Consider the following 25,541-nt stretch of genomic DNA (forward strand, 5'->3'; position numbering starts at 1 on the left):
CGAAGTTGTGGGTTGCGTTGCAGGGCGGCGTGTCGCCTGTAGCAAGACGGGGCAATTTGCAAAACCTTGCAAATTGGCTCGACCCCGAAGGTATTGCGATGCTGGTCGACGAAACGCTTCAAGACTTGAGTCGGCGGTCGAGCTCCGCCTGGGCGAAAAACGCGCTGGCCACCTTCAAGATCTCATTGGCCCGACGCAGCTCTTTGTTCTCGCGTTCAAGCTCCTTGATTCGGTCATGCTCAGCGCTGGTGGTGCCGCCGCGCACGCCGCTGTCGACTTCGTGCTTACGAACCCATTCGTGAAGGGTTTGAGGGGCGCAGCCGATCTTGAGTGCAATTGATTCAATGGCCGCCCATGTGGACGGATATTCGCCACGGTGGTCTTGCAACATGCGAACAGCGCGTTCGCGTACTTCGGGGGAAAAACGATTTGATTTGCTCATAGCTCCATCTTCTCAAAGGTTGGAGCCTCCTCAAAACACGGGGCGATTCAGACTGTTAGATGTCGATAGCTCAATACTTCGAGAATTTCTGCACGCAATTGCCCATACCAAAGGCAAAGCGGGATTCAATTTCGGACCGGACGGCAACAATAACTAGGCGTTTAAACACGGATTTTCGTGGCACTGATTCGAATACCACAAATAGCTTCTACGGCGGTTCTTACGGCCGAAATACAGCAATTGCTTCGGTGAGCGATGTAGACCTGCTTTATGTCATGCCTTACGCGGTATACCAGCAGTTCAACGGGCACGCGGGGAATGGACAGTCCGCACTTCTTCAGGCTGTACGCACGTCGTTAAACAAAACTTATCCTGACTCTGCAGTAATCGCAGACGGCCAGATAGTGAAAATTGCATTCACAGACGGCATCACTTATGAGATCGTTCCAGTCTTTCTGAACAAAGACAATTCATATACCTATGCAGACTCCAACGGAGGTGGTAGCTGGAAGATATGCAAACCCAAGCATGAAATTGATGCTTTTCGTACCCGTAACGTTGAATCAAACGGTAATCTTGTGACGCTCGGTCGTATGGCACGAGCATGGCGCGACAAGAATGATGTCCAGATGAGCGGGATGCTCCTTGATACTCTAGCGTATCAATTTATGGAAACGTGGACTTACCGTGACAAGTCATATCTCTATTACGACTTCATGACGCGTGATTTCTTTACGTACCTTACGGTTCAGGATACCAGCCAGACTTTCTGGCGAGCACCCGGTAGCGGGTCCTACGTTTACAAAGTTGGGGCGTTTCGTGCAAGATCTCAAGAGAGCAGAATCTACGCGCTCCAAGCTATCGAGAATATGGCGAACAACGAGCACTGGGCCGCAAAGAACAAGTACCGTCAAATCTATGGAAAGGCCTTTCCGGTATAGGAATTGAAACGTTTACAACTCGGGTTCAACGACGTAACGTTGGCATAAATTTTTTCAAAATGGGAGGAGTTAGATGACTGCTACAGCAGAAAAAAATAAGCCGAAGCCACTTGAGAGCCAACTCAGGGAGATGTATGGCCGGGTCGCTTACACGCACAAGACTCACATGAAAATGGCTGATGCATTAATCGAACGCTATCACTTTGTGAAAAAGATCGAAATCTGGTTGTCAGCAGTTACGAGCAGCGCGCTTGTTTTGGCAGTCTTTGGCGATTCACATTGCGGAACAATTGTTGGCGCCATACTGTCGACCATTCTTCTCGGTGTTGTTCTTTACGTAAAGGAGGAGAACATGGGTGCCGAAGCTCAACGCCACACTGAGACTGCAGCGAAGTTGTGGGGGCTCCGTGAAGGCATGCTGAGCTTGATCACAGACATGCGCGGTGGATGCGATGAGGTCCAGATTCGAGTTCGACGCGATGAGATTAATGGACAGCTTGAGGTAATTTACAAGGCAGCTCCACGTACCGACGGAAAAGCCTATGCGGCTGCCCAGAATGCGCTGAAGAATGCCGAGGAACTTTATTTCTCTGATGACGAATTGGACCATTTACTGCCCCCCGCACTGCGCGTAGGTAGCGATAAGGTGGCCTGAAAGGTGGTCTGGCAGGGAAACTACGCACGCTTGGTAAATTCAGTCATCAGAAGCCGCTTCCTTTTTGACGAACGACAGCTGAGTGCTTAAAACGGGACGATGAGATTTTTGAGATGAGCGGCAACAACCGCTGCAATCCAGTCCTTCGCCCATGGAGGTCGCCTAAAGGCTGGTTGCGGTCAGTCGCGCAAGAGGTGGTCAGGATGGCTTCGACCAATGGCTGCAGTTGCACTCCGAGATCGACAATCCCAGAGCGGTCATCCAATCCAGTTTGGCTTACAAGCCTTCAAGGCGCTACCGTCACTGCAATCTGATGCCTTTCAAGGAAGTCTGCGATGACTGACGCCTCCAATGCTTTTCCCATAGGCAGGAAGTAACTACGTTCCTCGACAATCTTGCCGCTGTCGTCAATGCGTTCTATTTGAGCGGGTAACAAATGCCTTTCCCTGTTGGCCACCAACATCCCGACAACTACAAAATCATACCCCCGAATTACGGGAGCGCCACTGGCCCCTTTCAATGCAGGGAAGGATGTATCAAATGAAGGCGTGGGTGCCGTTTCGGGGAAATCGCTGAGGTAATGAGATACGACATTGCCCTTATGTGCCAACGTATTGAAGACTATTTTGCGCTCTCCGTTGGGATCAAGTCGATTGACAGTCTGGCTGTACTCAACACATAGAACGTCAATGTTTGAGGAAACTTGCTCCCGAGAGATGGAAAGGCATATCAAGTTTGAAGGGGCTACGAGTAGCGTTAAGACGGCAATGTCAAAAACATCGTCTACCAAAGCGGACAAAATATCGCAGCACTTCATGCTCCCATCGCGCTGAATTTGCGCTACTCCGACCAGAACCTTGGTCTTTAGCGCGTCCTCAACGACATGCTTCGCAGTTATGACAGTTTTGCCGTCTCCGACAAAAAATCCCGTACCTAGGAAGCGTTTCACGTCGCCGTTATCGGTCTCAACAATAGCAATGATCCCGTCAGTCGGAGTAATTGGTCCAGCCATGCTTTTACTTTTTCAGCACTTGTACATCGCGGTCAACTCGCGCATCAGTACGTGAAAGCCTACCTCGATCGTACCTTTAGGGAAAGGCACATATGCGATGCCGGCGAGATTTGTCGGAACATTGACGCCTTCCTCGTGCAGTAGGATTACTCGATCGCGTCCGAATCGACCATGGAAATACCCAATTTCATGCATCACATTCTCGCGCACCCGGATTTGATCCTCTGCGAAATCGTCACCAGTCATGACAATGACTGCGCTGTCACAAAGCGATCCACCGCGTTCGAGTTTCTCGATAATCGTCTGTCCGATGTTCGGCTGTTGCGCTAACTCGATAGTGGGAAGCTCCACATCTTTCTCGATGTAGGCCTGAACTTTTCGCCAGTCATCAGAACGACCGTGTGTGATGAACACGCAACGTGAAGCGGCGACTACGGGTTGAGCAAGCACACTATTGGCGCGAATCTCGAAAATTTGATCAATGTCTCGCGTGAGCCGTTCTAGCTGTTGTCGACCGAAGTGGTTTGGCTTTTGGTCGGTCGGCCCCATTGATATTTTGGTTGTAGCCTCTGTCTCGATCGTTTGGAAGTCCCCGAATAACTCTGGCAGGAGCATGCGGAGCTTGTTGACGTGAATACTCGCCTGCTCAAAGTAGTGACCAACCAGACTGGGTTCGTAATGTGATCGCAAAACGACTCGCCCTTGGCTCTGATTGCGCGAGACGTTTTCGCTCAACAGGTCATTAACGGCCTTTCGAATGCCGGCCAACTTTGCCATCAGGGTCGCTGGGTTCATAGTGTTCCTTCGAGGACGATTCTCGCTCATATACTTTGAAGCGAACACCATTAGGTGCCGAGCTACTGCCTTATTAAACGTTGCTCTCGGCCGGCAGTAGGTAACCTTCACTGTTGGTCGATGTCTGCAATCGCGGCACTCCGGTCATCCATGTTGGCAACTTCAGATCAAGGCTGATCGGAGACCATCGCGATGGAGGTGTGGATGTCAGCGCGAACGAAAAGATCAATCACTCAAGAAAAAATGTGAAAAAAGTTGAATTAACTTTGGACTTCAATGCCTAGTGTTACTGAAAACGCTAAGACACAGGAACCACATCAAAGAGAATCTAATCGCTTATTGGAAATAGCAGCGATTATTGGGGAAAGAAATGAAACCTACCCACCATAGCCCTTGGTTAAAGACTTCAAACAAACTACGTTCGTAGCTAGCGACACAGCTTGTTTCACCCACTCTCATTTAACTCAGGTACGAATAGAGTGTCTGACGCGAGATGCTGAACTGCTTTGCAAGATCTGACTTATTTGCGCCACCAAGGGCAAGTGCTTTGAGTTCGGTTTGCTCATCCGCCGAAAGTGCTTTTTTGCGACCTTTGTAAACGCCCTTAGCCTTGGCAATGGCAATTCCCGCCAACTGACGTTCTCGAATCACAGATCGCTCCCATTCAGCCAGTGACCCCATGATGCCCAACATCAAGTTAGCCATTGGGTTGTTGTCACCAGTGAATGTCAATGATTCTTTGATAAATTGAACTTTGATGCCTTTGGCGGTCAAACTTTTGACCATACCGATTAAATCGTTCAAAGAGCGGGAGAGGCGATCCATCGAGTAGATGATGAATGTGTCACCCTCACGGAGATGAGCAAGAGCGGCTGTAAGTTGTGGGCGATCAGTATCTTTGCCTGATGCCTTGTCAATGAAGGTCTTATCCAAGTGCATACTCATAGCAATTTTCGCGGTTTCAGGTAGATAGTAAGTCGTCCCTTACTATCTAATGAGTGAAATGCGGCGGATAACGTTATAGAGCTAGCCCAAACTGACTGATCGCATAAATGCTGAAACACACATACACCGCCCAGAGTCATCGATTTTTCGACAACATCGTGTCGTTTATCGCAGGAATTTCATCGCTCGGCCTCGCGTTTCAAGCTCAGGCAGGTCTTCCAACACATCAATTCGGTCCGAATGATTTCATAGCTGTAGTTGGGTTACCGCATGTCGCTTCATGCGAGTTTCACGTATTTCCAGAACCAGTACTTACCGCTCTGCTTGCGAATCAATGGCCAACCCGTATAGTGATACACGAGGTTCCCATAAATCATGCACCACCAAGTCATCCGATTTGGCTGACTGGCATGCAAGGAGTTCATGGATCAATGATTGCAAATGCATTTGTTCAATACTTCGAGTCCAATCGCTGCACTGCTGAGTCTAAATATGGCAGCAATGTTCATGCTTGGCCAGCAACATGGAACTTTGGTCGTGTTGTACGAAATGCTCTCTCTCACAAGGGGATCATCAACATCCAGAACTCAAGTGCAGCTCCGGTCACTTGGAAAACACTTACCTATGGACCTGCGCAGAATGGTCGACAACTTCTTTATCAGGACCTCACCGCGGTTGAGTTCATTCTTCTAATGGAAGAAATGGACTCCTTGTTGTGAGTTCTAACAATCTAATATTCCAGCGTACAGCATAGTGTGCGAGCGCTGAATTTGGTCATTTTGATACATGCAACAGCCACTCTACAAGTACCTACCTAAGCAATATCTGCAAGCATTCCTTTCACGTGGCAGCTTGAAGATAGGCACACTGCACGACTACAGAAAAACTGAATCCTATGGGGATGTCATCGGCGATAAAAACGAAGGCCTTCACAAGACAGAGTTGTTTTTGGAAGGTGGTGGCGAAATTGACCTAGCATCCAACTCACCAGAGTCTGAGTATTTTCGTAAACATGTATTACAGCCAGAACAGCGAGATGCCAAAGTCAAAATCATTCTCGAAGATGGTGCGCGCCTAATTGCACATAGCAATTCCCCAGATCTCTATATCTACTGCGTATCTTCAGAATACAGCCCAACTGTCATGAAGGAGTTCGGCTGCGATGCTTGCCTACAGATTTTTCGACCATATGAGTTCTTCGATGTAATCAGCAGAAAAATTCGCCATCAAGCCGTCTTCAACGGACTAGGACCCGTCGCATATCTAAATAAAACGACTCATTACACACAACCGCATACTCTGCACCCTGCGGTGATGAAAGACCCAGAATATGAGTATCAGAAAGAATGGCGTGCTATCTGGGTTCCTAATAAGACCAACAATCAGCCTTTCATCGTGAAAGTTCCGAAGGCAATTCGCCACTGCCGAGCATACCCACCATAGCACTTTGGCAAAGACTTGGAACAAACAGCTTCCCTGATGAAATTACTTTTGATCCGTTTTGCCGCTAAAGCGCTTGACCATACCGATCCAGTCGTATACAGAGCGATAAAAGCGGTCCTTCGAATAAATGAGCATCAAAGGGATGTGAGAGTTCTGTAGCCAATTGAGGTCTGTCAAACGCATCAGGAAGTGCTTGGCACAGTGATGACTATTGGCTGGTCAATCCGCAAATACATGCCCTTTTCGCCGACAACTTGCTTCACCAAGACAGATGCATCAATTCACACACAGATGAAACGCAATGTGGGCGTATGTTGTAATCTTGTCTGTAGTGGTAATTTTTGCTAAGTTACGTGGTAACTAGTGAGGTAACCAGTATCTGTTACCCAGATGGAAAAGAAAAAACCCTAAGCAAATCAATCACTTAGGGTTATTCAATGGCGGAGAGGGAGGGATTCGAACCCTCGGTAGGGTCGCCCCTACGCCTGATTTCGAGTCAGGTACATTCGACCACTCTGCCACCTCTCCTGATGCGGTTCGTTTTGTCGAAGCCAGTATTCTATCAGGCGCGCAGCACCTCAATACCGCCCATGTACGGGCGCAGCGCGACAGGCACGCGAATGCTGCCATCGGCTTGCTGGTGGTTCTCCAACACCGCGACCAAGGTGCGGCCCACGGCCAAACCCGAGCCGTTCAAGGTGTGCACGAGTTCGTTTTTACCTTGCGCGTTTTTGAAACGGGCTTGCAAGCGGCGGGCTTGGAAGGCTTCGCAGTTTGAGACCGAGCTGATTTCCCGGTACGTGTTTTGCGCAGGCAACCACACTTCCAAATCATGGGTCTTGGTGGCGCCAAAGCCCATGTCGCCGGTACACAGCGCCATCACGCGGTAGGGCAATTCCAACTTTTTCAACACGGCTTCGGCATGGCCGGTCATGTCTTCCAAGGCTTGGTAGCTGTGGTCGGGGTGCACGATTTGCACCATCTCCACTTTGTCGAACTGGTGCTGGCGAATCAAACCACGCGTGTCGCGTCCTGCGCTGCCCGCTTCAGAACGGAAGCAAGGGGTGTGGGCGGTGAGTTTGATGGGCAACTCCGCCTCGGCCACGATCACGTCGCGCACGAAGTTGGTCAATGGCACTTCGCTGGTGGGGATCAAATACAACTCAGTGCTTTCGCCGCTGGCTACGCCGTCTTGGCCGCCTTTTTTGGCGGCAAACAAGTCTTCTTCAAACTTGGGCAACTGACCGGTGCCCTTGAGGCTATCGGCGTTGACGATGTAAGGCGTGTAGCACTCGGTGTAGCCGTGCTCTTGGGTTTGCACGTCCAGCATGAACTGCGCGAGGGCGCGGTGCATGCGGGCAATGGGGCCCTTCATCACGGTGAAGCGCGAGCCGGTCAGCTTGACGCCCATTTCAAAGTCGAGGCCCAAGGGCTCACCCAAGTCCACATGGTCTTTGGGGGCGAAACCCAGCTCAGCGGGTTCGGTGCCCACAGGGCTCCAACGGCGCAGCTCCACATTGGCATGTTCGTCAGCGCCGACAGGCACGCTGTCGTGGGGCAAATTGGGCACAGCCAACAACAGGGCTTGCAGTTCAGCTTGCAAGGCGTCCAGTCGCACAGCAGAACTTTCGAGCTCGGTTTTGATGTCGGCCACTTGCGCCATCACAGCGTCCGCGTTCTCGCCTTTGGCCTTGAGCATGCCCACTTGCTTGGACAGTGTGTTGCGGCTGGACTGCAGCTCTTCCGTGCGTGTCTGCAGGGTTTTGCGCTCGGCCTCTAAGGCTTGGTACGCGTCCACATTCAAAAACGCTTGAGGGGTTTTGCGGGTTTCGAGTTTGGCAATGACGCTGGGCAAGTCACGGCGCAACTGGGTGATGTCTAACATTTACTTCAATCCTTTGGGAAGCGGGAATTTGATGGTTTCTTCAACACCATCCAAGGTTCGTACAGACACGGCGCCCAAGGCGCGCATGCGGGCAATCACTTGTTGCACCAAGATGTCGGGCGCTGAAGCGCCAGCGGTCAAGCCCACGCGGGCTTTGCCTTCAAACCAAGCGGGTTGAAGTTCTTCGGCGTTGTCGACCATGTAGCTTTCTGCGCCATAGCGCTGGGCCACATCGCGCAAACGGTTGCTGTTGGAGCTGGTGGGGCTGCCCACCACGATGACCAAATCCACCTCAGCACTCAGCACCTTCACCGCGTCTTGGCGGTTTTGGGTGGCGTAGCAAATGTCTTGCATCTTGGGCTTGCGGATACTGGGGAAACGGGCGATCACCGCATCGGTGATGTGCGCGGCATCGTCCACGCTCAACGTGGTTTGGGTCACGACCGCCAAACGCTCGGTTTGCTTAGGCGTCACATGGGCCACATCGGCCACGTCTTCCACCAAGTAAATACCGTCGAGCAATTGGCCCATGGTGCCTTCCACTTCGGGGTGGCCCTTGTGGCCAATCATGATGAACTCAAAGCCCTCTTTGTGCAGCTTGGCCACTTCGACGTGGACCTTGGTCACCAGCGGGCAAGTCGCGTCAAACACGGTGAAGCCGCGCCGCGCTGCTTCTTCTTCGACTGACTTGGGCACGCCGTGCGCGCTGAACACCAGCGTCGCGCCTGGGGGCACATCGGCCAAGTCTTCGATGAAGATGGCACCGCGCTGCTTGAGGTTGTCCACCACATAGGTGTTGTGCACGATCTCGTGGCGCACATACACGGGCGCGCCAAACTTGTTCAGCGCACGCTCCACGATCTCGATGGCGCGATCCACGCCCGCACAAAAGCCACGCGGTTCGGCCAGGACGATTTCTTGAAAAGTAGTGCTCATAAAACGGCGGCTCGCACGGGGCAATTACAAAATGCCAATGACGTGCACTTCAAACGTCACGGGCTGGTTGGCCAACGGGTGGTTGAAGTCGAACAGCACCGAATCGTCGGTCACTTGTTGCACCGCACCGGCAAACGAGCCTTGGCCGTTGGGTGCAGGAAACTGCACCACATCGCCCACGGCGTATTGCTCGTCAGGGTCGCCAAACTCTTTGAGCAGGCTCTTGCTGACCCACTGCTGCATGTCAGGGTTGCGCTCGCCAAAAGCGGCGCCAGCGGGCAACTCAAACGTGGTGCGTATGCCTTCGGCCAATCCCAGCAACTGCTGCTCCAACGCAGGCGACAACTCGCCCGAACCCAGCGACAACGTGGCCGGTTTGTCGTTGAAGGTGTTGATGACATCGCCTTGCGGTCCCGAAAGCCGGTAGTGCAGCGTTAAAAAGGAAGCGGGGCCGATGGTAGGGTGGTCGTTGGATGCAGACATGGGACTCTCTTTGAACTGGGGCCTATTGTAGAAAGCTCCAGCCCTGTCGCTCATTTCTGCTTGCACGAGCGCCCACCGCCCTTTTTGAGAGAGCCACGCCATGACCGAACCGATGTCGATCCAGCAACTCCCCCTTGACATGCGCCCTCGCGAAAAGCTCCTCAAGCACGGGGCCTCGGCGCTGACAGACACCGAGCTGCTGGCCTTGTTTCTGCGCACCGGCATCAAGGGCAAAAGCGTGTTTGTCATGTCCCAAGAACTGCTGGACCGATTCAAAGGGTTTGCAGGCCTCATCCACGCCAGCGCAGCCGAGCTCAAAACCTTCAAAGGCATGGGTGGCGACGCCAAACGCTCGCAATTGGTGGCCGTGCTCGAAATGGCGCGACGGGCCTTGACTCAACAATTAACTGAAACCACGGTGATGAATTCGCCCAATGCGGTGAAACAATACTTACAACTCGAATTAGCGCAACTCAAACACGAGGTCTTTGCCGTTTTGTTCCTTGACGCCCACAACCGCCTGCTGTCTTACCAGCCCATGTTTCGCGGCTCGCTGTCGCAAACCATGGTCTACCCCCGAGAAGTCGCCAAAACGGCGCTCGCCTTGGGGGCCGACGGCGTGGTGTTGGCGCACAACCACCCCGGCGGCACCGTCAAACCCTCACAAGCTGACATGAAACTCACCCGCACCCTGCAAGAAGCACTGGCCTTGATCGATGTGTCCGTGCGCGACCACATCATCGTGGCCCAAGGCAAATACCTGTCGATGGCCGAAGAAGGGTTGCTGTGAAAGCCAAATCGTTGCAAGACTTGGCCGCCATTCGCCAGCAGGTGAACAACGCCGCGCTGGCCGCTGCCGCCGCCGAAAAAGCCCGCATCGAAGCCGCACAAAAAGCCGAGGCAGAACGCCATTTGTTTGTGCGTGCCGTGGGTGCCGTCAAACCCATTCCCGCCAAAGCGCGCGTGCTCAACCTGTCCAAACGCCCCGAGCCACGCCCCTTGCAACAAGACTTGGACGACCAAGCCGCGCTGCTAGAGAGTATGAGCGACGAGTTCGATGTGAGCACCCTGCTCGACGTGGACGACCAACTGAGCTTTAGACGCCCCGGCATTGGCACCGACATCACCCGCAAACTGCGCAAAGGCGAATGGAGCCTGCAAGGCCAACTCGACCTGCACGGCCTGCGCAGCGACGAAGCCCGCGAAGCGCTGGGCCAATTTGTGCGCGATGCCAAACGCATGGGCTGGCGATGCGTGCGCGTGGTGCACGGCAAAGGTTTGGGCTCACCGGGCAAAGAGCCCGTGCTCAAAAGCAAAGTGCAGCGCTGGCTGGTGCAAAAAAACGAAGTGCTGGCTTTTGTGCAGGCCAAACCATCGGATGGCGGTGCGGGGGCGTTGGTGGTGTTGCTGGGGCCAAGCAACGTTTAAAGTTTGGCAGCGCAGCCGCGCCCGAGGCCTGCGCTGTTTAGGCCATGCCTTTGTTACGCATCCAATCCGCCGTCTGAAAAAAGCTGTTCTTCAAGCGCGTTCGCAAACCTTCAGGCACACCGGTTTCGCCCATCGCTTGGTCCATGCACGCCACCCATTGGTCGCGTTCTTTGATGCCAATCGAAAACGGCATGTGGCGCATGCGCAAGCGCGGGTGGCCGTGTTTTTCAACGTAGTAGTCGGGTCCGCCCAACCAGCCACACAAGAACATGAACAAGCGCTCGCGGGCATTGGCCAACTCGGGGCCGTGAGCAGCACGCAGCTCGGTATAGCTGGGCTCTAAGTCCATCAGGTCATAAAAGCGATCCACCAAGGCGCGCACGCGCGGCTCGCCGCCTATCCATTCAAACGGGGTGTCAAACGGTGATTTTTCTTCGATTTGCATAGTGAGATTGTCAGCGCTGGGGCTCAAGGCAAGGTCAAATGTTTGGCGGCCTCACGCATGGTGAGGCCAGACAGGTTGGCGCGGTGTTGCACCAAAAATTCGGTCACCGCATGCGGGTTCCAGCGCGCGTAGTCGCGCAGTGCCCAGCCAATGGCTTTGCGGATGAAGAACTCTTTCTCATCCGCCAGTTGTTGCGCAAAGCCAAACAAGCGCGTGGTGTCGGTGTCTAAGCGCCAGCCCAACTGATGCAGCATGGCCGAGCGGCGCACCCAATGGCTGGGGTGCTTCAGCCATGTCTCCATCGTGACGGCTGCGTTTGGTTTTTGCAGCACCGCTGCGCGCATCACCTCGGCGATGACGGCACTCAAGCCGTCCACGGTTTCCCACCATGCGTCGCGCAGCAGCAAGGCTTGCAACGCGGGCAGGTCATTCACGCTCAGCAGGCCACTGTGTTGGCGCAGCAAATCCACGGCGGTGTAGCGGTATTCACGCTCGGGCTTTTGCCACAGTAATTCGGCGGCGGCCAACAAATCAGCTGAGCTTTGCCACTTCACTTTGCCAATTTCTTTGACCGCTGCGCGGCGCACGGGCGCTGCCAATCCTAAGAACTCAAATTGGTTAAGCAAATAGGCTTTCATGCCTTGCGCCTTGGCTTCATCGGCCAAGGGCATCAAAGCGAGTTCAACGGCATGGACAAACTGCTTTGGCGTCATCTTGCTCTACAAGCTAGCGCGCGATTCAAGATGCTTGGCGCAAGGTCTGCACCACAGGGCGACGCAGCACATCGCGCAGGCCCCACCAGCCTGCAGCCAAAGCCAACAACGCGCCCACCACCGCGCCCAGCAAAGGCACCCACAGGCTGGCCGTCCATTCAAACTCAAACGCAAAGCGGGCCAAGCCCCAGCCCATGGCCATCGCGACGCCACTGGCCAAGAAGCCCGCCAACGCGCCCACGCCCGCCAGTTCGGCACGCTGCACCTTGGCGAGCAAGTGGTTAGACGCACCCAGCGCACGCAACACCGCGTATTCACGCGCACGCTCTTCGCGCGTGGCGGTGACCGCCGCAAACAAGACGACCAAGCCAGCGGCCAAGGTGAACAAGAACAAAAACTCCACCGCACTCACCACTTGGCCAAGCACGTTTTGCACTTGGTTCAAGGTCGCGCCCATGTCCACGCTGGTGACGTTGGGGAAGCGGCTGATGAGTTGGTTGTCGAATGTGGGAGAAGACTTCACCAACTTGCGGGTCGGGTTGGCAGAAGGCGTGGCGCTTGCTTCAGCCACTGCGTCTGCACCTGCCACACGCTGCGGCACACGGAAAGCAGCGATGTAGGTGGTGGGCACATCAAAGCCCGCGCCCGTGACGAGTCGGCTGACGGGGTACATCACAAAGAAGTTGGCGCGCATGGAGGTCCAGTCCACACGTCGCACCGAGGTGATGCGTGCTTCGTGCAACACGCCCGCCATGTCAAAGCGCAAGCGGTCGCCCAGCTTGAGTTTCAGGGTTTTGGCAATGCCGTCTTCGATGCTCAAACCATCCAGCTCCTCAGCTTGCCACGCACCCGCAACAACCGTGTTGTGTTCGGGTTGATCGGCGCTGAACGACACATTAAATTCGCGGTCCACCAAACGCTGGGCACGCTCTTCGGTGTAGCTGTCGGGGGTGACGGTGTTGCCATTGACCGCCACCAAGCGCGCACGAATCATGGGGTACCAATCGGGCTTGCGCACGCCTGCGTCGTGCAGGGTTTGCAAAAACGAGGCGGCTTGATCTGGTTGAATGTTGATGACAAAACGGTTGGGCGCATTCACCGGCGTGGCATTGCGCCAGCTGCTGATGAGGTCAGTGCGCAGCAGCACCAACAAGGCCAAGGCCAACAAGCCCACCGCCAGCGCGCTCACCTGCACCATGGCGTAGACAGGACGTGCGCTGATTTGTCGCGTGGCCAGCATGAGCCACGGCGGCGCACTGCCCTCCACCACGCTGCGGCGCAGCACTTGCACGGCCAACCAAGCCATTCCCGCAAACACCAACACCGCACCTGCAAAGCCACCCACCACCATGAGACCGAGTTTCAAATCACGGCTGACAGCGATCAACAGCACGGCAAAACCGGTGAGTCCCAAGGCCCACACGCTGAGCGTGGTGGCTTTGAGTTCACCCACATCACGACGCATCACACGCAGTGCGGGCACGCTGGCCAGCTGCAATACAGGCGGCAAACCAAACGCCAGCAACAAGGTGAGGCCCGTGCCCAAGCCATACACCACCGGCCACACGCTGGGCGCAGGCAAGGCGGTGTCCACCAAGCCTTTGAGCAAAGCCACAAACACCAAGTGCACGGCATAGCCCAAGGCCAAACCCAAGGTGCTGGCAAAGGTGCCCACCCACACAAATTCGGCGGTGTACGACAACGCAATGTGGCGCTGACTCAAGCCCAACACGCGCAGCATGGCGCAGTCGTCCAAATGGCGTGCGGCAAAGGCGCGGGCCGCGAGTGCCACGGCCACCGCGCTGAGCAACGCCGCAAGCAAAGCCACCAAGTTCAAGAACTTGCCCGCACGGTCCAAGGTTTGGCGCATCTCGGGGCGGCCTGCTTCGAGCGACTCCACACGCACACCGCGCACTTCTGGTTTTTTACTCTCGGCTTCGGCCCACGCTAAAAATTTTTTCGTGGCGTTGTCTGCGCCGACGACGGCGTAGCGCCAGGTCACGCGGCTGGCGGGTTGGATCAAAGCCGTGGCGTCTAAGTCAGCGCTGTTCATCAACACGCGCGGTGCAAAATTCATGAAGCCTGCGCCACGGTCTGGCTCGTTCACCAGCACGCGGCTGATGCGCAAGCGGCTATTGCCTAGCGATACGCTGTCACCCACATCGAGGCCCAAGGCTTCTAGGCCAGCAGGTTCGACCCACACGTCACCGCTGGCGGGAATTTTCGTGTTTTTTTCAACGGTTGTTGTGTGGATGCTGCGGCCATTGACGCTGGGGCTTTTGCTGTCGTCGCTGCTTGTGTTGTCATGGCTCAGCACGAGTTGCGCTTGCGCCAAGCTGCTGGCAACTTTGAGTTCGCCGCGCAACGGATAACCAGCTTCTGCCGCTTTGAGTGCGACCAAGCGGCTGTTACTCTCGCCACCGCTTTGTGGCTGACCACGCGCCATGGTCGGAAAGCTCAAGGTGGTCACACCCTGCAAGCCGTCCGTTTTAGCGCGTTGCACGATGTGCGCGGGTGTGGCTTGGTCGCTCACCACCACCACATCACCCCCTAAAAGTTGACGGGCATCGCGCTGCAAACCACCGTTCAAACGGTCGGCCAAAAAGCTGACCGAGCTGAGTGCTGCCACGCCCAGCGCCACGGCCACCACCAGCAAGCGCAGCTCGCCTGCGCGGGCATCGCGCCACAGCGTGCGCCATGCTTGCGTCCACCAAGTCACGCCTGTTTGTTTGAGCCCTGCCGGTGTAACCACCGCGCCAAGCGATTGCGCTGTGTCATGCGTAGACGCATCTTGCGTGCGCTCGCTCATGCTTGCTCCACCTTGCGTACGCCACCAACCGCCAGCGCGGGGTCCAACTGCAAACGTTCAAGTGCGGTGTAGCCCAAAAAGTGTTTGTTGGTGGCGCGACCAATGGTGCACAGCTGCAAGCGCGTGGCCACGTCGTAGCCCATTTGCGTGATGCCGCTGCGCGACACCACCACAGCCACGCCCATTTGCGCAGACTTCATCACCATCTCGCTGGTCAAGCGGCCCGTGGTGTAAAAAATTGAATCGGCATCGGCAACCACCCCGTTCATCCACATCCAGCCGGCGATGGTGTCTATCGCGTTGTGGCGTCCCACGTCTTCCACAAAGATTTGCATCTGCTCGCCGCTGAACAAAGCGCAACCATGCACCGAGCCCGCCGATTTGTAAGTGGTTTCTTGCACGCGAATGGCATTGAGCAAGCCATACAAACGCGCTTGGCTGATGCGCGCATCGGGGAGCACCAAGGTGTCGATCTCACCCATCAAGTCGCCAAACACACTGCCCTGCCCGCAACCGGTGGTGACCACGCGCTTTTCAGTGCGCGCGGCAATGTCGGCAATGCCTTGGTGGGTTTTCACCGCCGCCACGCCTGCACCGTCTTCGCCTGCGTCCCAATCGACGGTGATGGACTCGACCTCGCTCACATGGCCCACCAAGCGTTGGTTGCGCAAATAGCCCAGCACCAACAACTCGGGGTGTGCGCCAAGGGTCATGAGGGTGACGATTTCGCGCTTGTCCACATAGACGGTCAACGCGCGCTCCGCTGGGATGGACGTGAACTCGCGCACGCCGTGCTCATTGACGACCTCAATTTGGCGCGTCAATTCGGCTTGGGCTTGGGTGAGACGGGGCAGAGATGGCACAGAAGATAAAACGAGGGGCATAGAACGACAGGCTACAACAAAAAGGGCCGACACCTTGGCAGGCGCGGCCCAATGCACAGCGAGGCTGTGTGGATTACGATTTTTTAGCCGGTGCCGCAGGCGTTGCGGTTTTGGCTGGGGCTGCTGTCGTGGCAGCCGCCGCAGGGGCAGTGGCCCCAGCCGCTGGTGCTGCCGCAGCAGGCGCAGCTTCTGGCGGTGTGTAGACAAACTTGCCGGGGTCCACACAAGGTGCCGTAGTGGCAGGTTTACCTGCTTGGGCTTTGTTGGTTTTTTGCACATGTGCGGCCACTTTGTCTTGTGACTTGCACAGCAAATAGGCGTCTGTTTTACCCGCGTGCGCTGTCTTGGCAGCCGCCTCAGCCGCTTTGGCCTTGGCTTCGTCGCTAGGCGCAGGCAATTTGGCAAACGCGGTGGCGCTGGCCACTGCCAACATAAAAACTAAGAGTGTTTTGGTCATATCAGTTCCTGTATCGAGGCGGTGTTCAAGCGCGAACCGCAGGGCCCGTCACGGGCTCAGAGCGGTGTGCGGGAATCTTGCCAGCTTGGATGTCATCGTGCCAGAGTTCATGGTGTTCTTTGGCCCACGTCTCGTCGACGTAGCCTGTACGCATGGCTTTGTAAGCGCCTTCCATGCCGATGGTGCCCATGTAAATGTGGCCCATGAACATAGCGATCATCAACAGCGTAGCCACGGCATGCACCATGTGCGCCATTTGCATGGTGCTGCGTTCGTAAATCAAGCCGGGGACGATCTTGTCGAGCACAAAGCCAGACGCCACCACCACCAAGCCCAAGCCAAACACGCCGCCCCAGAACACGACTTTCTCACCGGCGTTGAAGCGGTGCGAAGGCACTTCTTTGCCACCGAACATGCCACCGGCCTTGATGAGCCACACAAAGTCTTCTTTGCTGGGCCAGTTGTCTTTGAGGAAGGTGAAAAACACCACAGTCAACGACACGGCAAACAACGGACCGGCAAAGTTGTGCGCGTTCTTCAGCAAGTACGTGATCCAGCCAAACAACGTGTCGCCAATGATGGGTTGCATGAAAAACTTGCCAAACGCCATGGTGATGCCTGACAGCGTCAGGACCACAAACGCAATCGCATTGGTCCAGTGGGCCGAACGCTCAAACGGTGTGAAGCGCTCAATCTCTTTGCCCGTAGGCGCGCCGTGCAAACGCATCATGCCTTTGCGCCAGTAGAAAACGGCAATGGCCCCTAACACGATCACCAACAGTGAACCGCCGTAAGGAATGATCCAGTTGTTGCGGACTTGGCGCCATGCCTCACCCGCGTTGGTCACGCGTGAGCCAGGGTACTGCACAAAGGGTTGAATCAGCACGCCAGCTTCGGGGGCTTGTGACTTGGGCAAGCTGCTATAGCCTTCCACACCTGCGCCTACCGCGCGCCACATGGGCGCGTTGTTGCCGGGCTGAACTTTGGCACGTTCGCCATTGCTTTGCTCGGCATAGCCGGGCGCATCGCTGGCATCAGGCTTGACGTCTTGGATGTTGACGCTCTGGATGGCCGGAGCCGCCGCAGGCGCTTTGTCTTGCGCGACAGCCGACAGTGCGAACACCGTCAAAGCTGCACACAACACCGATTGAAAAGAGCGGTACATGGTGTGCCCCTTGATTTACGGTGCGCGACTGTGGTCGTTTTGGCCGTATTGGCCGCGAGCGCGCAGCTGTTGCTCCCAGCTGGTTTTGTCACCGGCTGTCCAGCCTGGCTCTACAAAGTGATTTTGAGCACCGCTGTAGGCTGTGGCGTCGTTTTTGGTGCCCAGCGTTTGCGCTTTCTCGCCGCAAGCGGTGAGCGCGGCCGCGCTCAAGATGATGAGTGACATGCGTTTCATCATTTTTTCACTCCTTCAACTTTGGCGGGTGCTTGGCCGGCCTGCTTAGAGCCGTAAGCCGTGCCCCAGCCCCACACTTCTGCACCCTTGTTGCGCTTGACCACGCGGTTGCGGAAGATGTCGGCCACCATGTCGCCGTCACCGGCGAGCAAGGCTTTGGTCGAGCACATTTCGGCGCAAGCAGGCAACTTGCCTTCGGCCAAACGGTTACGACCGTATTTCTCAAACTCGGCTTCGCTACCGTTGGCTTCTGGACCACCGGCGCAGAAGGTGCACTTGTCCATCTTGCCGCGCACACCGAAGGTGCCTTGGCTTGGGAACTGAGGTGCGCCGAACGGGCAAGCATAAGAGCAGTAGCCACAGCCAATGCAAATGTCTTTGTCGTGCAAGACCACGCCTTCGTCGGTCTTGTAGAAGCAGTTCACAGGGCAAACGGCCATACAAGGTGCGTCGGAACAATGCATACACGCGACAGAGATCGATTTCTCGCCGGGGACGCCGTCGTTCAAAGTCACCACACGGCGGCGGTTCACGCCCCATGGCACTTCGTGTTCATTTTTACAAGCGGTGACGCAACCGTTGCACTCGATGCAACGCTCAGCGTCACAGATAAATTTCATGCGTGCCATTTAATTCTCCTTAGGCGCGTTCGATGTTGCAAACGGTGGTTTTGGTTTCTTGCATCATGGTGACGCTGTCGTAACCATAAGTCGTGGCCGTGTTCACGGCCTCACCGCGCACGATGGGCGCTGCACCCTTGGGGTAGAACTCCAGCATGTCCTTGCCTTGCCAGCGGCCCGAGAAGTGGAACGGCATCCAAACGGTGCCAGTGTCCACGCGCTCGGTCACCAAAGCTTGCACATTCAAACGTGCACCAGTGGGGCTGTTGAGCCACACACGTTCGCCGTTACGAATGCCACGGTCAGCCGCAGTCTTGGGGTTGATCTCAACAAATGCTTCTTGTTGCAGCTCGGCCAGCCAAGGGTTGGAACGGGTCTCTTCGCCGCCACCTTCGTACTCGACCAGACGGCCCGAGGTGAGGATGAGCGGGAACTTCTCATGCACCTTGTCGGCGATGTTTTTGTCTTGCACGGTTTTGTACAAGGTGGGCAGACGCCAAAACGCTTTTTTGTCAGCGTGCGTGGGGTACTTTTCCATCAAGTCAGGACGCGTGCCATACAAAGGCTCGCGGTGTTGTGGGATGGGGTCTGGGAAGTTCCACACCACGGCACGCGCTTTGGCGTTGCCGAAGGGATGGCAACCGTGGTTCTGCATGAACACACGCATCATGCCGCCCGAGTTGTCGGTCTTCCAGTTCTTGCCTTCGGCCAATGCTTTTTCGGCATCGGTGAGTTCGTCCCACCAACCGAGTTTCTTGAGCAAGACGTGGTCGAGTTCAGGGTAGCCCGTGGTGATGTCCGCGCCTTTGGAGTGCGAGCCATCTTCCGCCAACAGGTTTTGACCATCTTTCTCAACGCCGAAGTTGGCGCGGAAGTTACCGCCGCCGTCCATGACGTGCTTGGAGGTGTCGTACAGGTTGGAGGTGCCTGGGTGCTTGAGTTCGGGCGTGCCGTAACAAGGCCAAGGCAAGCCGAAGTAATCGCCACCAAAGTCGTAACCGGTTTCTTTGTCTTTGCCGCCTTTGGACTTGAGGGTCTTCACGTCGAACAAATGCATGTTCTTCATGTGCGCCTTCAAGCGCTCTGGGCTTTGGCCGGTGTAGCCAATGGTCCAAACCGACTTGTTGATTTCGCGCAAGATGTCTTCGGGCATGGGTTCGTCCATGCCTTTGACTTTTTGCAGCTTGTAGTTCTTGACCAACTCTGGACCAAAACCGAGCTTTTGGGCGAACTGATACATGATCATGTGATCGGTGCGACTCTCCCACAAAGGTTCGATGACCTTGTCACGCCATTGCAACGAACGGTTTGAAGCCGTGCAAGAACCGCTGGTTTCAAACTGCGTGGCAGCCGGCAACAGATAGACCGCGCGGTTGGGGTTGAGGTCTTCGGCTTTGCCGGGCATGGCAGCCATCGCTGCCGTGGCCGATGGGTAGGGGTCAACGACCACCAACAAGTCCAGCTTGTCCATGGCACGCTTCATCTCCAAACCACGGGTTTGTGAGTTGGGGGCATGGCCCCAATAGAACACGGCCTTGAGGTTGCTGTCTTGGTCGATGAGCTCGTTCTTTTCCATCACGCCGTCGATCCAACGCGACACAGTGATACCGGGCTTGGTCATCATCGCGGGCGATGCAAAACGACCTTTGAGCCAATCGAATTCCACGCCCCATGCTTTGGCGAAATGCTTCCATGAACCTTCGACGATGCCGTAATAGCCGGGCAACGAGTCGGGGTTAGGACCCACGTCGGTCGCGCCTTGCACGTTGTCGTGGCCACGGAAGATGTTGGTGCCGCCACCGGACTTGCCGATGTTGCCCAAAGCCAATTGCAAGATGCACGAGGCACGCACGATGGCGTTACCGATGGTGTGCTGGGTTTGACCCATACACCACACCACGGTACCGGGGTTGTTTTCGTGCAGCATGGTGGCCACTTTGGTCACCTGCTCAGGCGACACGCCGCAGACTTCTTCGACCTTGTCGAGCGTCCACTTGGCCATGACTTCTTCTTTGACCTTGTCCATGCCGAACACGCGGTCGTTGATGTACTTCTTGTCTTCCCAGCCGTTCTTAAAAATGACGTGCAACAAGCCAAACAAGAAAGCAATGTCAGAGCCCGAGCGAATGCGCACGTACTCGTCGGCCTTCGCTGCCGTGCGTGTGAAACGTGGGTCCACCACGATCATCTTGCAGCCGTTTTCTTTGGCATGCAGCATGTGCATCATGGACACAGGGTGGGCTTCTGCCGCGTTGGAACCGATGTACATCGCGACCTTGCTGTTTTGCATGTCGTTGTACGAGTTGGTCATCGCGCCGTAACCCCACGTGTTGGCCACACCGGCCACGGTGGTGGAGTGGCAAATACGAGCTTGGTGATCGCAGTTGTTGCTACCGAAGTAGCTCACGAACTTGCGCAGCAAATAGGCTTGTTCGTTGTTGTGCTTGGACGAACCAATCCAGTACACGCTGTCGGGGCCAGAGGTCTTGCGCAGCTCCAACAGCTTGGCGCTGATTTCGTCCAAGGCCGTGTCCCAGCTGATGCGCTCGTACTTACCGTTGACCAATTTCATGGGATAACGCAGGCGGAACTCGCCGTGGCCGTGCTCGCGCAAGGCCGCACCTTTGGCGCAGTGGGCGCCGAGGTTGATGGGCGAATCAAACACCGCTTCTTGGCGTACCCAGACGCCGTTTTCAACCACGGCATCGACCGCACAACCCACCGAGCAGTGGGTACACACCGTGCGTTTGACTTCAATTTTGTTGGGGGTATCGCCAGACATCGTGCCTGAGGCTTGCGCTTTTTTGACCAAGCTCAGCTGCGTAGCAGCCAAACCCACGCCAATGCCCAAACCGGAGCGACGCAGAAAACCGCGGCGGTCCAAAGTCGGCAATGCTTGCGACAAACCGCGCTGCAGGCGGTTGACCAAAGTCGAACCACCAGCCGATGGGCTGGCAGCACTGGAAGATTTACGGGTTAACAACATAGGTGCTCCAAATCAGACGCGGGCGGTCTGGTAATAGCGTTTGACGTGCTCGCTCAAGCTGTAACCGCCACCGTTTTCAGGCGCGGGAGGCAGTGCTTTGACGGCTGCTTCGGGTGCGTTCACACCAGGCAATGCGGTGACTGCGGCGACGGCAGCACCTGCGGCTGCGGCGCCCATGAAGAAGCCACGGCGCGATGGCGCAGCTTGGTCTTTGGCGTGTTCTTTTTGCATGTCTTGCTCCTCTTGGGTTTGTGCGTATGCACAACTTTGCATACTGTATCGAATAAAGGCGTTTGTCTAGTACGTAGTTACGCCAAAGCACTAGAAAACACTCGGAAAAAGTATGGGGTCCTTGGCGAAACGCCGCTTTGCAACCCTCCAAACGTCTCACTCTTTTCAAAAGAAGAAGTGAAACGCGCCCATGCACTCAACTCAGCATGTCAAAGCCTTGTGACTCAACGCTCACAAACGCGCGCGTCAACTCGGCCAAGGCACCGTAAAAGCGGGCGCGTGGGTTGGCTTGCAACGCATCACAAAACGCGGGCAACCAGGTTTGCACATGGTTGCCAAAAAACTTTGCTTGCTGCGTGAGGTTGGACACCGCCACATCGTCACCCGCTACCAAAAAGCGCATGACTTCAAAAACATACGACACGTGGTCTTCGGTTTCGGACATGGTGCTGGCGTCACGCGTGAGCCCCAACGCGGCCAAATCGGTGCGCAACTGGGCCAACGGCTTCTCGTTCAAGAAACCCGTCAAAAAGTGCGATGCGTACACGTAGACCTCGGGCTTGCCCACACCGCCAAACAAGGCGTCGTGTTCGCGCTGAATGCTCAGATCGTCCATGTCGCGGGTGACGCCGACCAACTGGCGCCAAGGCTCCTCCAAAAAGCCACCGGCAGTGGGCGCCTCGGTGGGCGCCACGCGCAACTGGGCCAGCATGTCAGGGCGTGCAGGGGCGTAAAACAGCTCGGCAATCAAGCCATACAACTCGGCGCGCGCGGTTTCTTCGTCAAGGGCAGAGGTCAGGTGAGGTGCGGTCATACAAATAATTTAGAGGATTTTTTGCTCGTCGCCAGACGAATAAATATCGATCACGCGGCAGTCGCCGCACATTTTGAGGCGTTCCAGCGCCGCGCCTTGGAACATGGCGTGGCCAGCGAGTTTGCCGATCATGGCCTCGACGCCTTTGAGCGTGCCAAAGGGTTTGCGGCAGCGGATGCAGCCATAGGGCTGGGTTTCGTTGAGCACGCGCACTTCTTTGCGCTCGGGTGTCAGCAGCAAACGCGGCACCAAGTTCAGCGCTTTTTCAGGACAGGTGCTGACGCACAAGCCGCACTGCACGCAGTTTTTCTCGAAGAAGCGCAATTGCGGCGCTTGCTGGTTGTCTTGCAAAGCGTTGGCGGGGCAGGCGCTGACGCAGCTCATGCACAAGGTGCAGCTGTCTTTGTTGACCTCCACCGTGCCCAGCAAAGCACCGTCGGCGGGCAAGGCCAGCGCTTCGGGGGCGGTGTTGGCCTTCAAGGCAGGGGCATGCTCCAGCAAGTGGTCGATCACAAAATTCAAGGTGCTGCGTTTTTCAGCCGTGACCGCAAAGGTGGCCAAAGGCACAGCCGCGTTCAAGCGTGACTTGCCCGTGGTCAGACGTTGCAACTCCGCATCCAACTCCAAGGCTTGCGTGGCGCGCACCAGTTGCACCGGCGCTTGGGCCGGTTTGGCAAAGCCCAAGCCTTCTAGCAACGCCTGCGCTTGGTCCATCTGCGCTTGCAAACCATCCAGGTATTGCGGGGCCTCCTCAGTGGTGACGAGCACCAGAAGTTGAGCCGCACCATAGGCCAAGGCCGACAACCACACATCCAACCCCAAGCTGGCCGTGTGCCACACCGACACGGGGATGACGTGCGCGGGCACGCCCTGCGCCAGCTTGAGCTGCGCCGCACGGCCCAACTCTTGCACCACCGCTTGGCCCGCCTCTTGGCTGTGCAACAAGATGACGGCGTCTTTGCCGCCTGCTTTTTGGTAGGTGCTGAGCAACGTTTTGAGCTTTTGCCCCTGCTCGCTGGCACGCGGGTAACCGTAGGTCAACGCCCCTGTCGGGCAGACGGTGGTGCATGCGCCGCAGCCCACGCACAGGTTGGGGTTGACCTTGATTTGCTGACGCGACTTGTCGGAGCTAACCGCTTCAGCAGAGCAAATGTCCACGCAGGCGTTGCAGCCCACTTGTTCGTTGCGGCTGTGCGCGCACAGTTTTTGTTTGTAGGCAAAAAATTTGGGCTTTTCAAACTCACCCACCAACTCGCGCAAGCGCATGAGGTTGGCCACGCTGGCTTCACGGAAGTAGCCTTGCGGCAAGGCATGGCGGTTGAACGCGCTGTGCGCGCGCAGGTCGAGCACCAAGTCGAACTCCGCCGTTTCTTCTTGTGCCACGCGCTGAAAATCAATCGCACCGATGGCGCCGCAAGCGGTCACGCAATCGCGGTGCGAGGTGCATTTGTTCAGGTCAATTTGGTAGTCCAGGCCAATCGCTTGCTCAGGGCAAGCGGCCACGCAAGCGTTGCAGCGGGTACACAGATCCAAATCAATCGGGTTGGTGCGTTGCCATGTCAGGGTGAAGGCGCCCAACCACCCATCCACGCGCAACACTTTGCCGCCCAACACGGGGTAGCGGCGGTCTTGGGAGCCGCCCGCGTCGCCCGCGCCTTGGGTGAAGATCGTCACGTTCAAGGTGTCGGCCAACAATGCCGCGGCTTTTTCGGCTTGGTCCAGGTCACCCAAAATCAGCAAGCGCCCTGCACTTTTGAAGGTGACGGTGGTGACGGGTTCGGGCTCGGGCAAATGCGCAGCGGCCAAGAGCGCGGCCATTTTGGGCGCTGCGTTTTTGGCGTCGCTGCTCCAACCACCGGTCTCGCGGATGTTGACGAATTTGATGACCGAGGTTTTGGCTTGCGCCTCCACGGCCAAGTCGCCAAACAAGCGTTGTTCTTGGGTGCAGGCCACCACGACATCGTCGGTGCCTTGCACGGCTTTGACAAACGCCCCCGCTTCACGACGGCACAAGGCCGTGTGCAGCGTGAGGTTTTCAGAGAGGCTTTGGCTCAGTGCCTTCGGGTCTAGGGGCTGCGTCTGGTTGCAGTCGCAAATCAGCGTGGTCATGCGTGGGGCTATCTGTGAGTGAAGGGGTGTCGACAAGCTCGGGCTCGTCGTCGAACAAGTTCAAGAACTTGGCGCTGGTCATTTGACGCAGCATGGCGGCAGGCAAGGGGTCGGGAATGCCGTAGTCGTCAATGTAAATGTCCATGCGGTCCATCACATTGAAGTGCGGATCGCTGAACAGTTTCTTCATGGCCGCGTTTTTGACCTCGGGGGCCACGTCGCGGGACATGAAGTTGGCGTAGCTGGACTCTGGCGTGAGTTGGTCCACATCCGCCAAAGTGGGCGCTTCGGGTTTAGGCGCTGGCTGCCCAGCCTGAGCCGCGGCTGGGGCAGCATCGGCAAGGGCTGATTGCGGGCTGGGTTGTGGCACAGCACGGGTCGAGATGGGGGTCGGCGCTGGCGGTTCATCCAACACACGGCCTTCGCGCACCTCCGCTTTTCGGCGCGACCAGCGGCTTAAAAAGCCAGCGGGCGTTTCGTCATTGGCCATGGCCAGCGCCTCCGGAGTTACCACCACCCATGCCACCACCGCGAGTTTTTTCGGTGCTCACAGACGCGGGGTTGCCAAAGCGGTCTTGCAAGGCTCTGAAGCTGTCGGGGCGTTTGCGACGCTTGGCCTCGACCACCCAATGCTCGTCCATGAATTCATTCATCCACGCCACCACCTCGGGCGGGGCGGGCACCTGGTCCACGTTTTCTTGGGCGTCCAACCAGCGGCCTGCATCGTGGTAACTCAGGCTGACCATGGTGGGCACGGCCATCACCTCGTCGCTGATGGCGGGCTCTTCTTCCATGCGCCACAGCACAAACCAACACGGCGCAGGCGTGGTGCTGTTGAGGTAATAGCCCTCGGCATCGTCTTTGAACAGTTCAACGGTGAAGCCGGGGTGCAGCCACAACTGCTCGTCCTCGGTCTGACGCAGGCAACGCGGTGCGGTGCCAAAGTGCGCCTCGTGCGGCGTGAGGTCGTGACCCACCACATCGTGCAGGACCCAGCGCCAAGTTTGCCAACGGCTCATGGCGCCAGGCACGCGCTCGCGGCGCATGACAACAGCAACTTGCAAACTGGGACGGTGATTCATAGGGGGCACATGGTACTTGGCCCCGCC

General features: G+C 56.4%; 26 protein-coding genes, 1 tRNA gene, 1 pseudogene and 1 other annotated feature. Of the genes and pseudogenes, 6 read left to right on the forward strand and 22 right to left on the reverse strand.

Going from position 1 to position 25,541, the window contains the following annotated elements; genetic code table 11:
* Window positions 1–442, reverse strand: a pseudogene (locus tag C5F52_RS15875) (transposase); the annotation flags it as partial.
* Window positions 48–164: a sequence feature (AL1L pseudoknot), on the reverse strand. Its footprint overlaps the pseudogene before it by 117 nt.
* A gap of 59 nt (window positions 443–501) precedes the next feature.
* Here C5F52_RS15875 and C5F52_RS15880 point away from each other — a divergent pair.
* Window positions 502–1,383: a nucleotidyltransferase gene (locus C5F52_RS15880; RefSeq protein WP_104799352.1), complete on the forward strand. Its 882-nt coding sequence runs from the start codon at window positions 502–504 to the stop codon at window positions 1,381–1,383.
* 73 nt (window positions 1,384–1,456) lie between these two features.
* The gene (locus C5F52_RS15885) at window positions 1,457–2,038 is read left to right on the forward strand and encodes an SLATT domain-containing protein (protein ID WP_104799353.1); all 582 of its coding nucleotides are present in this window, start codon (window positions 1,457–1,459) and stop codon (window positions 2,036–2,038) included.
* Between the two features lie 286 nt (window positions 2,039–2,324).
* Here C5F52_RS15885 and C5F52_RS15890 read toward each other — a convergent pair whose 3' ends face one another.
* The 3 genes from C5F52_RS15890 to C5F52_RS15900 all read right to left on the reverse strand — a co-directional run bounded on the left by C5F52_RS15890 (window position 2,325) and on the right by C5F52_RS15900 (window position 4,778).
* Window positions 2,325–3,050 carry a serine protease gene (locus tag C5F52_RS15890; protein WP_104799354.1) on the reverse strand — a complete coding sequence of 242 codons (726 nt, stop codon included), beginning with the start codon at window positions 3,048–3,050 and terminating at the stop codon, window positions 2,325–2,327.
* 12 nt (window positions 3,051–3,062) lie between these two features.
* Window positions 3,063–3,845 (reverse strand): TIR domain-containing protein, encoded by a 783-nt coding sequence (locus tag C5F52_RS15895; protein WP_104799566.1) that lies wholly within the window; start codon window positions 3,843–3,845, stop codon window positions 3,063–3,065.
* Between the two features lie 459 nt (window positions 3,846–4,304).
* Entirely contained in the window at window positions 4,305–4,778 is a 474-nt protein-coding gene (locus C5F52_RS15900; protein WP_161499715.1) for a recombinase family protein, read from the reverse strand.
* A gap of 119 nt (window positions 4,779–4,897) precedes the next feature.
* Here C5F52_RS15900 and C5F52_RS29715 point away from each other — a divergent pair, with 119 nt between their 5' ends.
* The gene (locus C5F52_RS29715) at window positions 4,898–5,509 is read left to right on the forward strand and encodes a hypothetical protein (RefSeq protein ID WP_146100098.1); all 612 of its coding nucleotides are present in this window, start codon (window positions 4,898–4,900) and stop codon (window positions 5,507–5,509) included.
* Between the two features lie 67 nt (window positions 5,510–5,576).
* On the forward strand, window positions 5,577–6,233 hold the full coding sequence (locus C5F52_RS15910) for a hypothetical protein (RefSeq protein WP_104799357.1): 657 nt from the start codon (window positions 5,577–5,579) through the stop codon (window positions 6,231–6,233).
* 438 nt (window positions 6,234–6,671) lie between these two features.
* Here C5F52_RS15910 and C5F52_RS15915 read toward each other — a convergent pair.
* The 4 genes from C5F52_RS15915 to C5F52_RS15930 all read right to left on the reverse strand — a co-directional run bounded on the left by C5F52_RS15915 (window position 6,672) and on the right by C5F52_RS15930 (window position 9,537).
* A tRNA-Ser gene (locus C5F52_RS15915) sits at window positions 6,672–6,761 on the reverse strand.
* A gap of 34 nt (window positions 6,762–6,795) precedes the next feature.
* Complete coding sequence (gene serS, locus C5F52_RS15920) at window positions 6,796–8,118, reverse strand: serine--tRNA ligase (protein WP_104799358.1); 1,323 nt, start codon at window positions 8,116–8,118, stop codon at window positions 6,796–6,798.
* Window positions 8,119–9,054, reverse strand: coding sequence for a 4-hydroxy-3-methylbut-2-enyl diphosphate reductase (gene ispH, locus C5F52_RS15925; RefSeq protein ID WP_104799359.1), 936 nt, complete (start codon window positions 9,052–9,054; stop codon window positions 8,119–8,121). It lies immediately after the preceding gene.
* Between the two features lie 24 nt (window positions 9,055–9,078).
* Window positions 9,079–9,537, reverse strand: coding sequence for a peptidylprolyl isomerase (locus C5F52_RS15930; RefSeq protein WP_104799360.1), 459 nt, complete (start codon window positions 9,535–9,537; stop codon window positions 9,079–9,081).
* A 112-nt stretch (window positions 9,538–9,649) separates the two neighbouring features.
* Here C5F52_RS15930 and radC point away from each other — a divergent pair, with 112 nt between their 5' ends.
* The gene (gene radC, locus C5F52_RS15935; RefSeq protein ID WP_104799567.1) at window positions 9,650–10,327 is read left to right on the forward strand and encodes a DNA repair protein RadC; all 678 of its coding nucleotides are present in this window, start codon (window positions 9,650–9,652) and stop codon (window positions 10,325–10,327) included.
* A complete protein-coding gene (locus C5F52_RS15940; protein ID WP_104799361.1) occupies window positions 10,324–10,965 on the forward strand; it encodes a Smr/MutS family protein in 642 nt (213 codons plus the stop codon). Before radC ends, C5F52_RS15940 begins: the two co-directional genes overlap by 4 nt.
* A gap of 37 nt (window positions 10,966–11,002) precedes the next feature.
* On the opposite strand, the gene C5F52_RS15945 is transcribed toward C5F52_RS15940, so the two are convergent.
* The 14 genes from C5F52_RS15945 to C5F52_RS16010 all read right to left on the reverse strand — a co-directional run bounded on the left by C5F52_RS15945 (window position 11,003) and on the right by C5F52_RS16010 (window position 25,514).
* The gene (locus C5F52_RS15945) at window positions 11,003–11,410 is read right to left on the reverse strand and encodes a group II truncated hemoglobin (RefSeq protein ID WP_104799362.1); all 408 of its coding nucleotides are present in this window, start codon (window positions 11,408–11,410) and stop codon (window positions 11,003–11,005) included.
* 23 nt (window positions 11,411–11,433) lie between these two features.
* Window positions 11,434–12,123 (reverse strand): DNA alkylation repair protein, encoded by a 690-nt coding sequence (locus C5F52_RS15950; RefSeq protein WP_104799363.1) that lies wholly within the window; start codon window positions 12,121–12,123, stop codon window positions 11,434–11,436.
* A gap of 25 nt (window positions 12,124–12,148) precedes the next feature.
* Window positions 12,149–14,932: an ABC transporter permease gene (locus C5F52_RS15955; RefSeq protein ID WP_104799364.1), complete on the reverse strand. Its 2,784-nt coding sequence runs from the start codon at window positions 14,930–14,932 to the stop codon at window positions 12,149–12,151.
* Entirely contained in the window at window positions 14,929–15,816 is an 888-nt protein-coding gene (locus C5F52_RS15960; protein WP_104799365.1) for a formate dehydrogenase accessory sulfurtransferase FdhD, read from the reverse strand. The genes C5F52_RS15955 and C5F52_RS15960 overlap by 4 nt, the downstream gene beginning before the upstream one ends.
* Before the next feature lie 73 nt (window positions 15,817–15,889).
* Entirely contained in the window at window positions 15,890–16,273 is a 384-nt protein-coding gene (locus tag C5F52_RS15965) for a hypothetical protein (RefSeq protein WP_104799366.1), read from the reverse strand.
* A gap of 25 nt (window positions 16,274–16,298) precedes the next feature.
* Complete coding sequence (locus C5F52_RS15970) at window positions 16,299–17,438, reverse strand: formate dehydrogenase subunit gamma (protein ID WP_104799367.1); 1,140 nt, start codon at window positions 17,436–17,438, stop codon at window positions 16,299–16,301.
* 15 nt (window positions 17,439–17,453) lie between these two features.
* Window positions 17,454–17,675 (reverse strand): hypothetical protein, encoded by a 222-nt coding sequence (locus C5F52_RS15975; protein WP_104799368.1) that lies wholly within the window; start codon window positions 17,673–17,675, stop codon window positions 17,454–17,456.
* On the reverse strand, window positions 17,672–18,301 hold the full coding sequence (fdh3B, locus tag C5F52_RS15980; RefSeq protein WP_104799369.1) for a formate dehydrogenase FDH3 subunit beta: 630 nt from the start codon (window positions 18,299–18,301) through the stop codon (window positions 17,672–17,674). The genes C5F52_RS15975 and fdh3B overlap by 4 nt, the downstream gene beginning before the upstream one ends.
* A 10-nt stretch (window positions 18,302–18,311) precedes the next feature.
* Complete coding sequence (locus C5F52_RS15985) at window positions 18,312–21,278, reverse strand: formate dehydrogenase subunit alpha (protein ID WP_104799370.1); 2,967 nt, start codon at window positions 21,276–21,278, stop codon at window positions 18,312–18,314.
* 12 nt (window positions 21,279–21,290) lie between these two features.
* Window positions 21,291–21,509: a formate dehydrogenase gene (locus tag C5F52_RS15990; protein WP_104799568.1), complete on the reverse strand. Its 219-nt coding sequence runs from the start codon at window positions 21,507–21,509 to the stop codon at window positions 21,291–21,293.
* Between the two features lie 196 nt (window positions 21,510–21,705).
* Window positions 21,706–22,323 carry a molecular chaperone gene (locus C5F52_RS15995; protein WP_104799371.1) on the reverse strand — a complete coding sequence of 206 codons (618 nt, stop codon included), beginning with the start codon at window positions 22,321–22,323 and terminating at the stop codon, window positions 21,706–21,708.
* 9 nt (window positions 22,324–22,332) lie between these two features.
* Window positions 22,333–24,432, reverse strand: coding sequence for a 4Fe-4S binding protein (locus C5F52_RS16000; protein ID WP_104799372.1), 2,100 nt, complete (start codon window positions 24,430–24,432; stop codon window positions 22,333–22,335).
* Window positions 24,359–24,922, reverse strand: coding sequence for a DUF3306 domain-containing protein (locus C5F52_RS16005; RefSeq protein ID WP_104799373.1), 564 nt, complete (start codon window positions 24,920–24,922; stop codon window positions 24,359–24,361). The genes C5F52_RS16000 and C5F52_RS16005 overlap by 74 nt, the downstream gene beginning before the upstream one ends.
* Window positions 24,912–25,514 carry a DUF3305 domain-containing protein gene (locus C5F52_RS16010; protein WP_104799374.1) on the reverse strand — a complete coding sequence of 201 codons (603 nt, stop codon included), beginning with the start codon at window positions 25,512–25,514 and terminating at the stop codon, window positions 24,912–24,914. Before C5F52_RS16010 ends, C5F52_RS16005 begins: the two co-directional genes overlap by 11 nt.
* Window positions 25,515–25,541 lie beyond the last annotated feature (27 nt).

It is taken from the genome of Limnohabitans sp. TS-CS-82 (genome assembly GCF_002943475.1).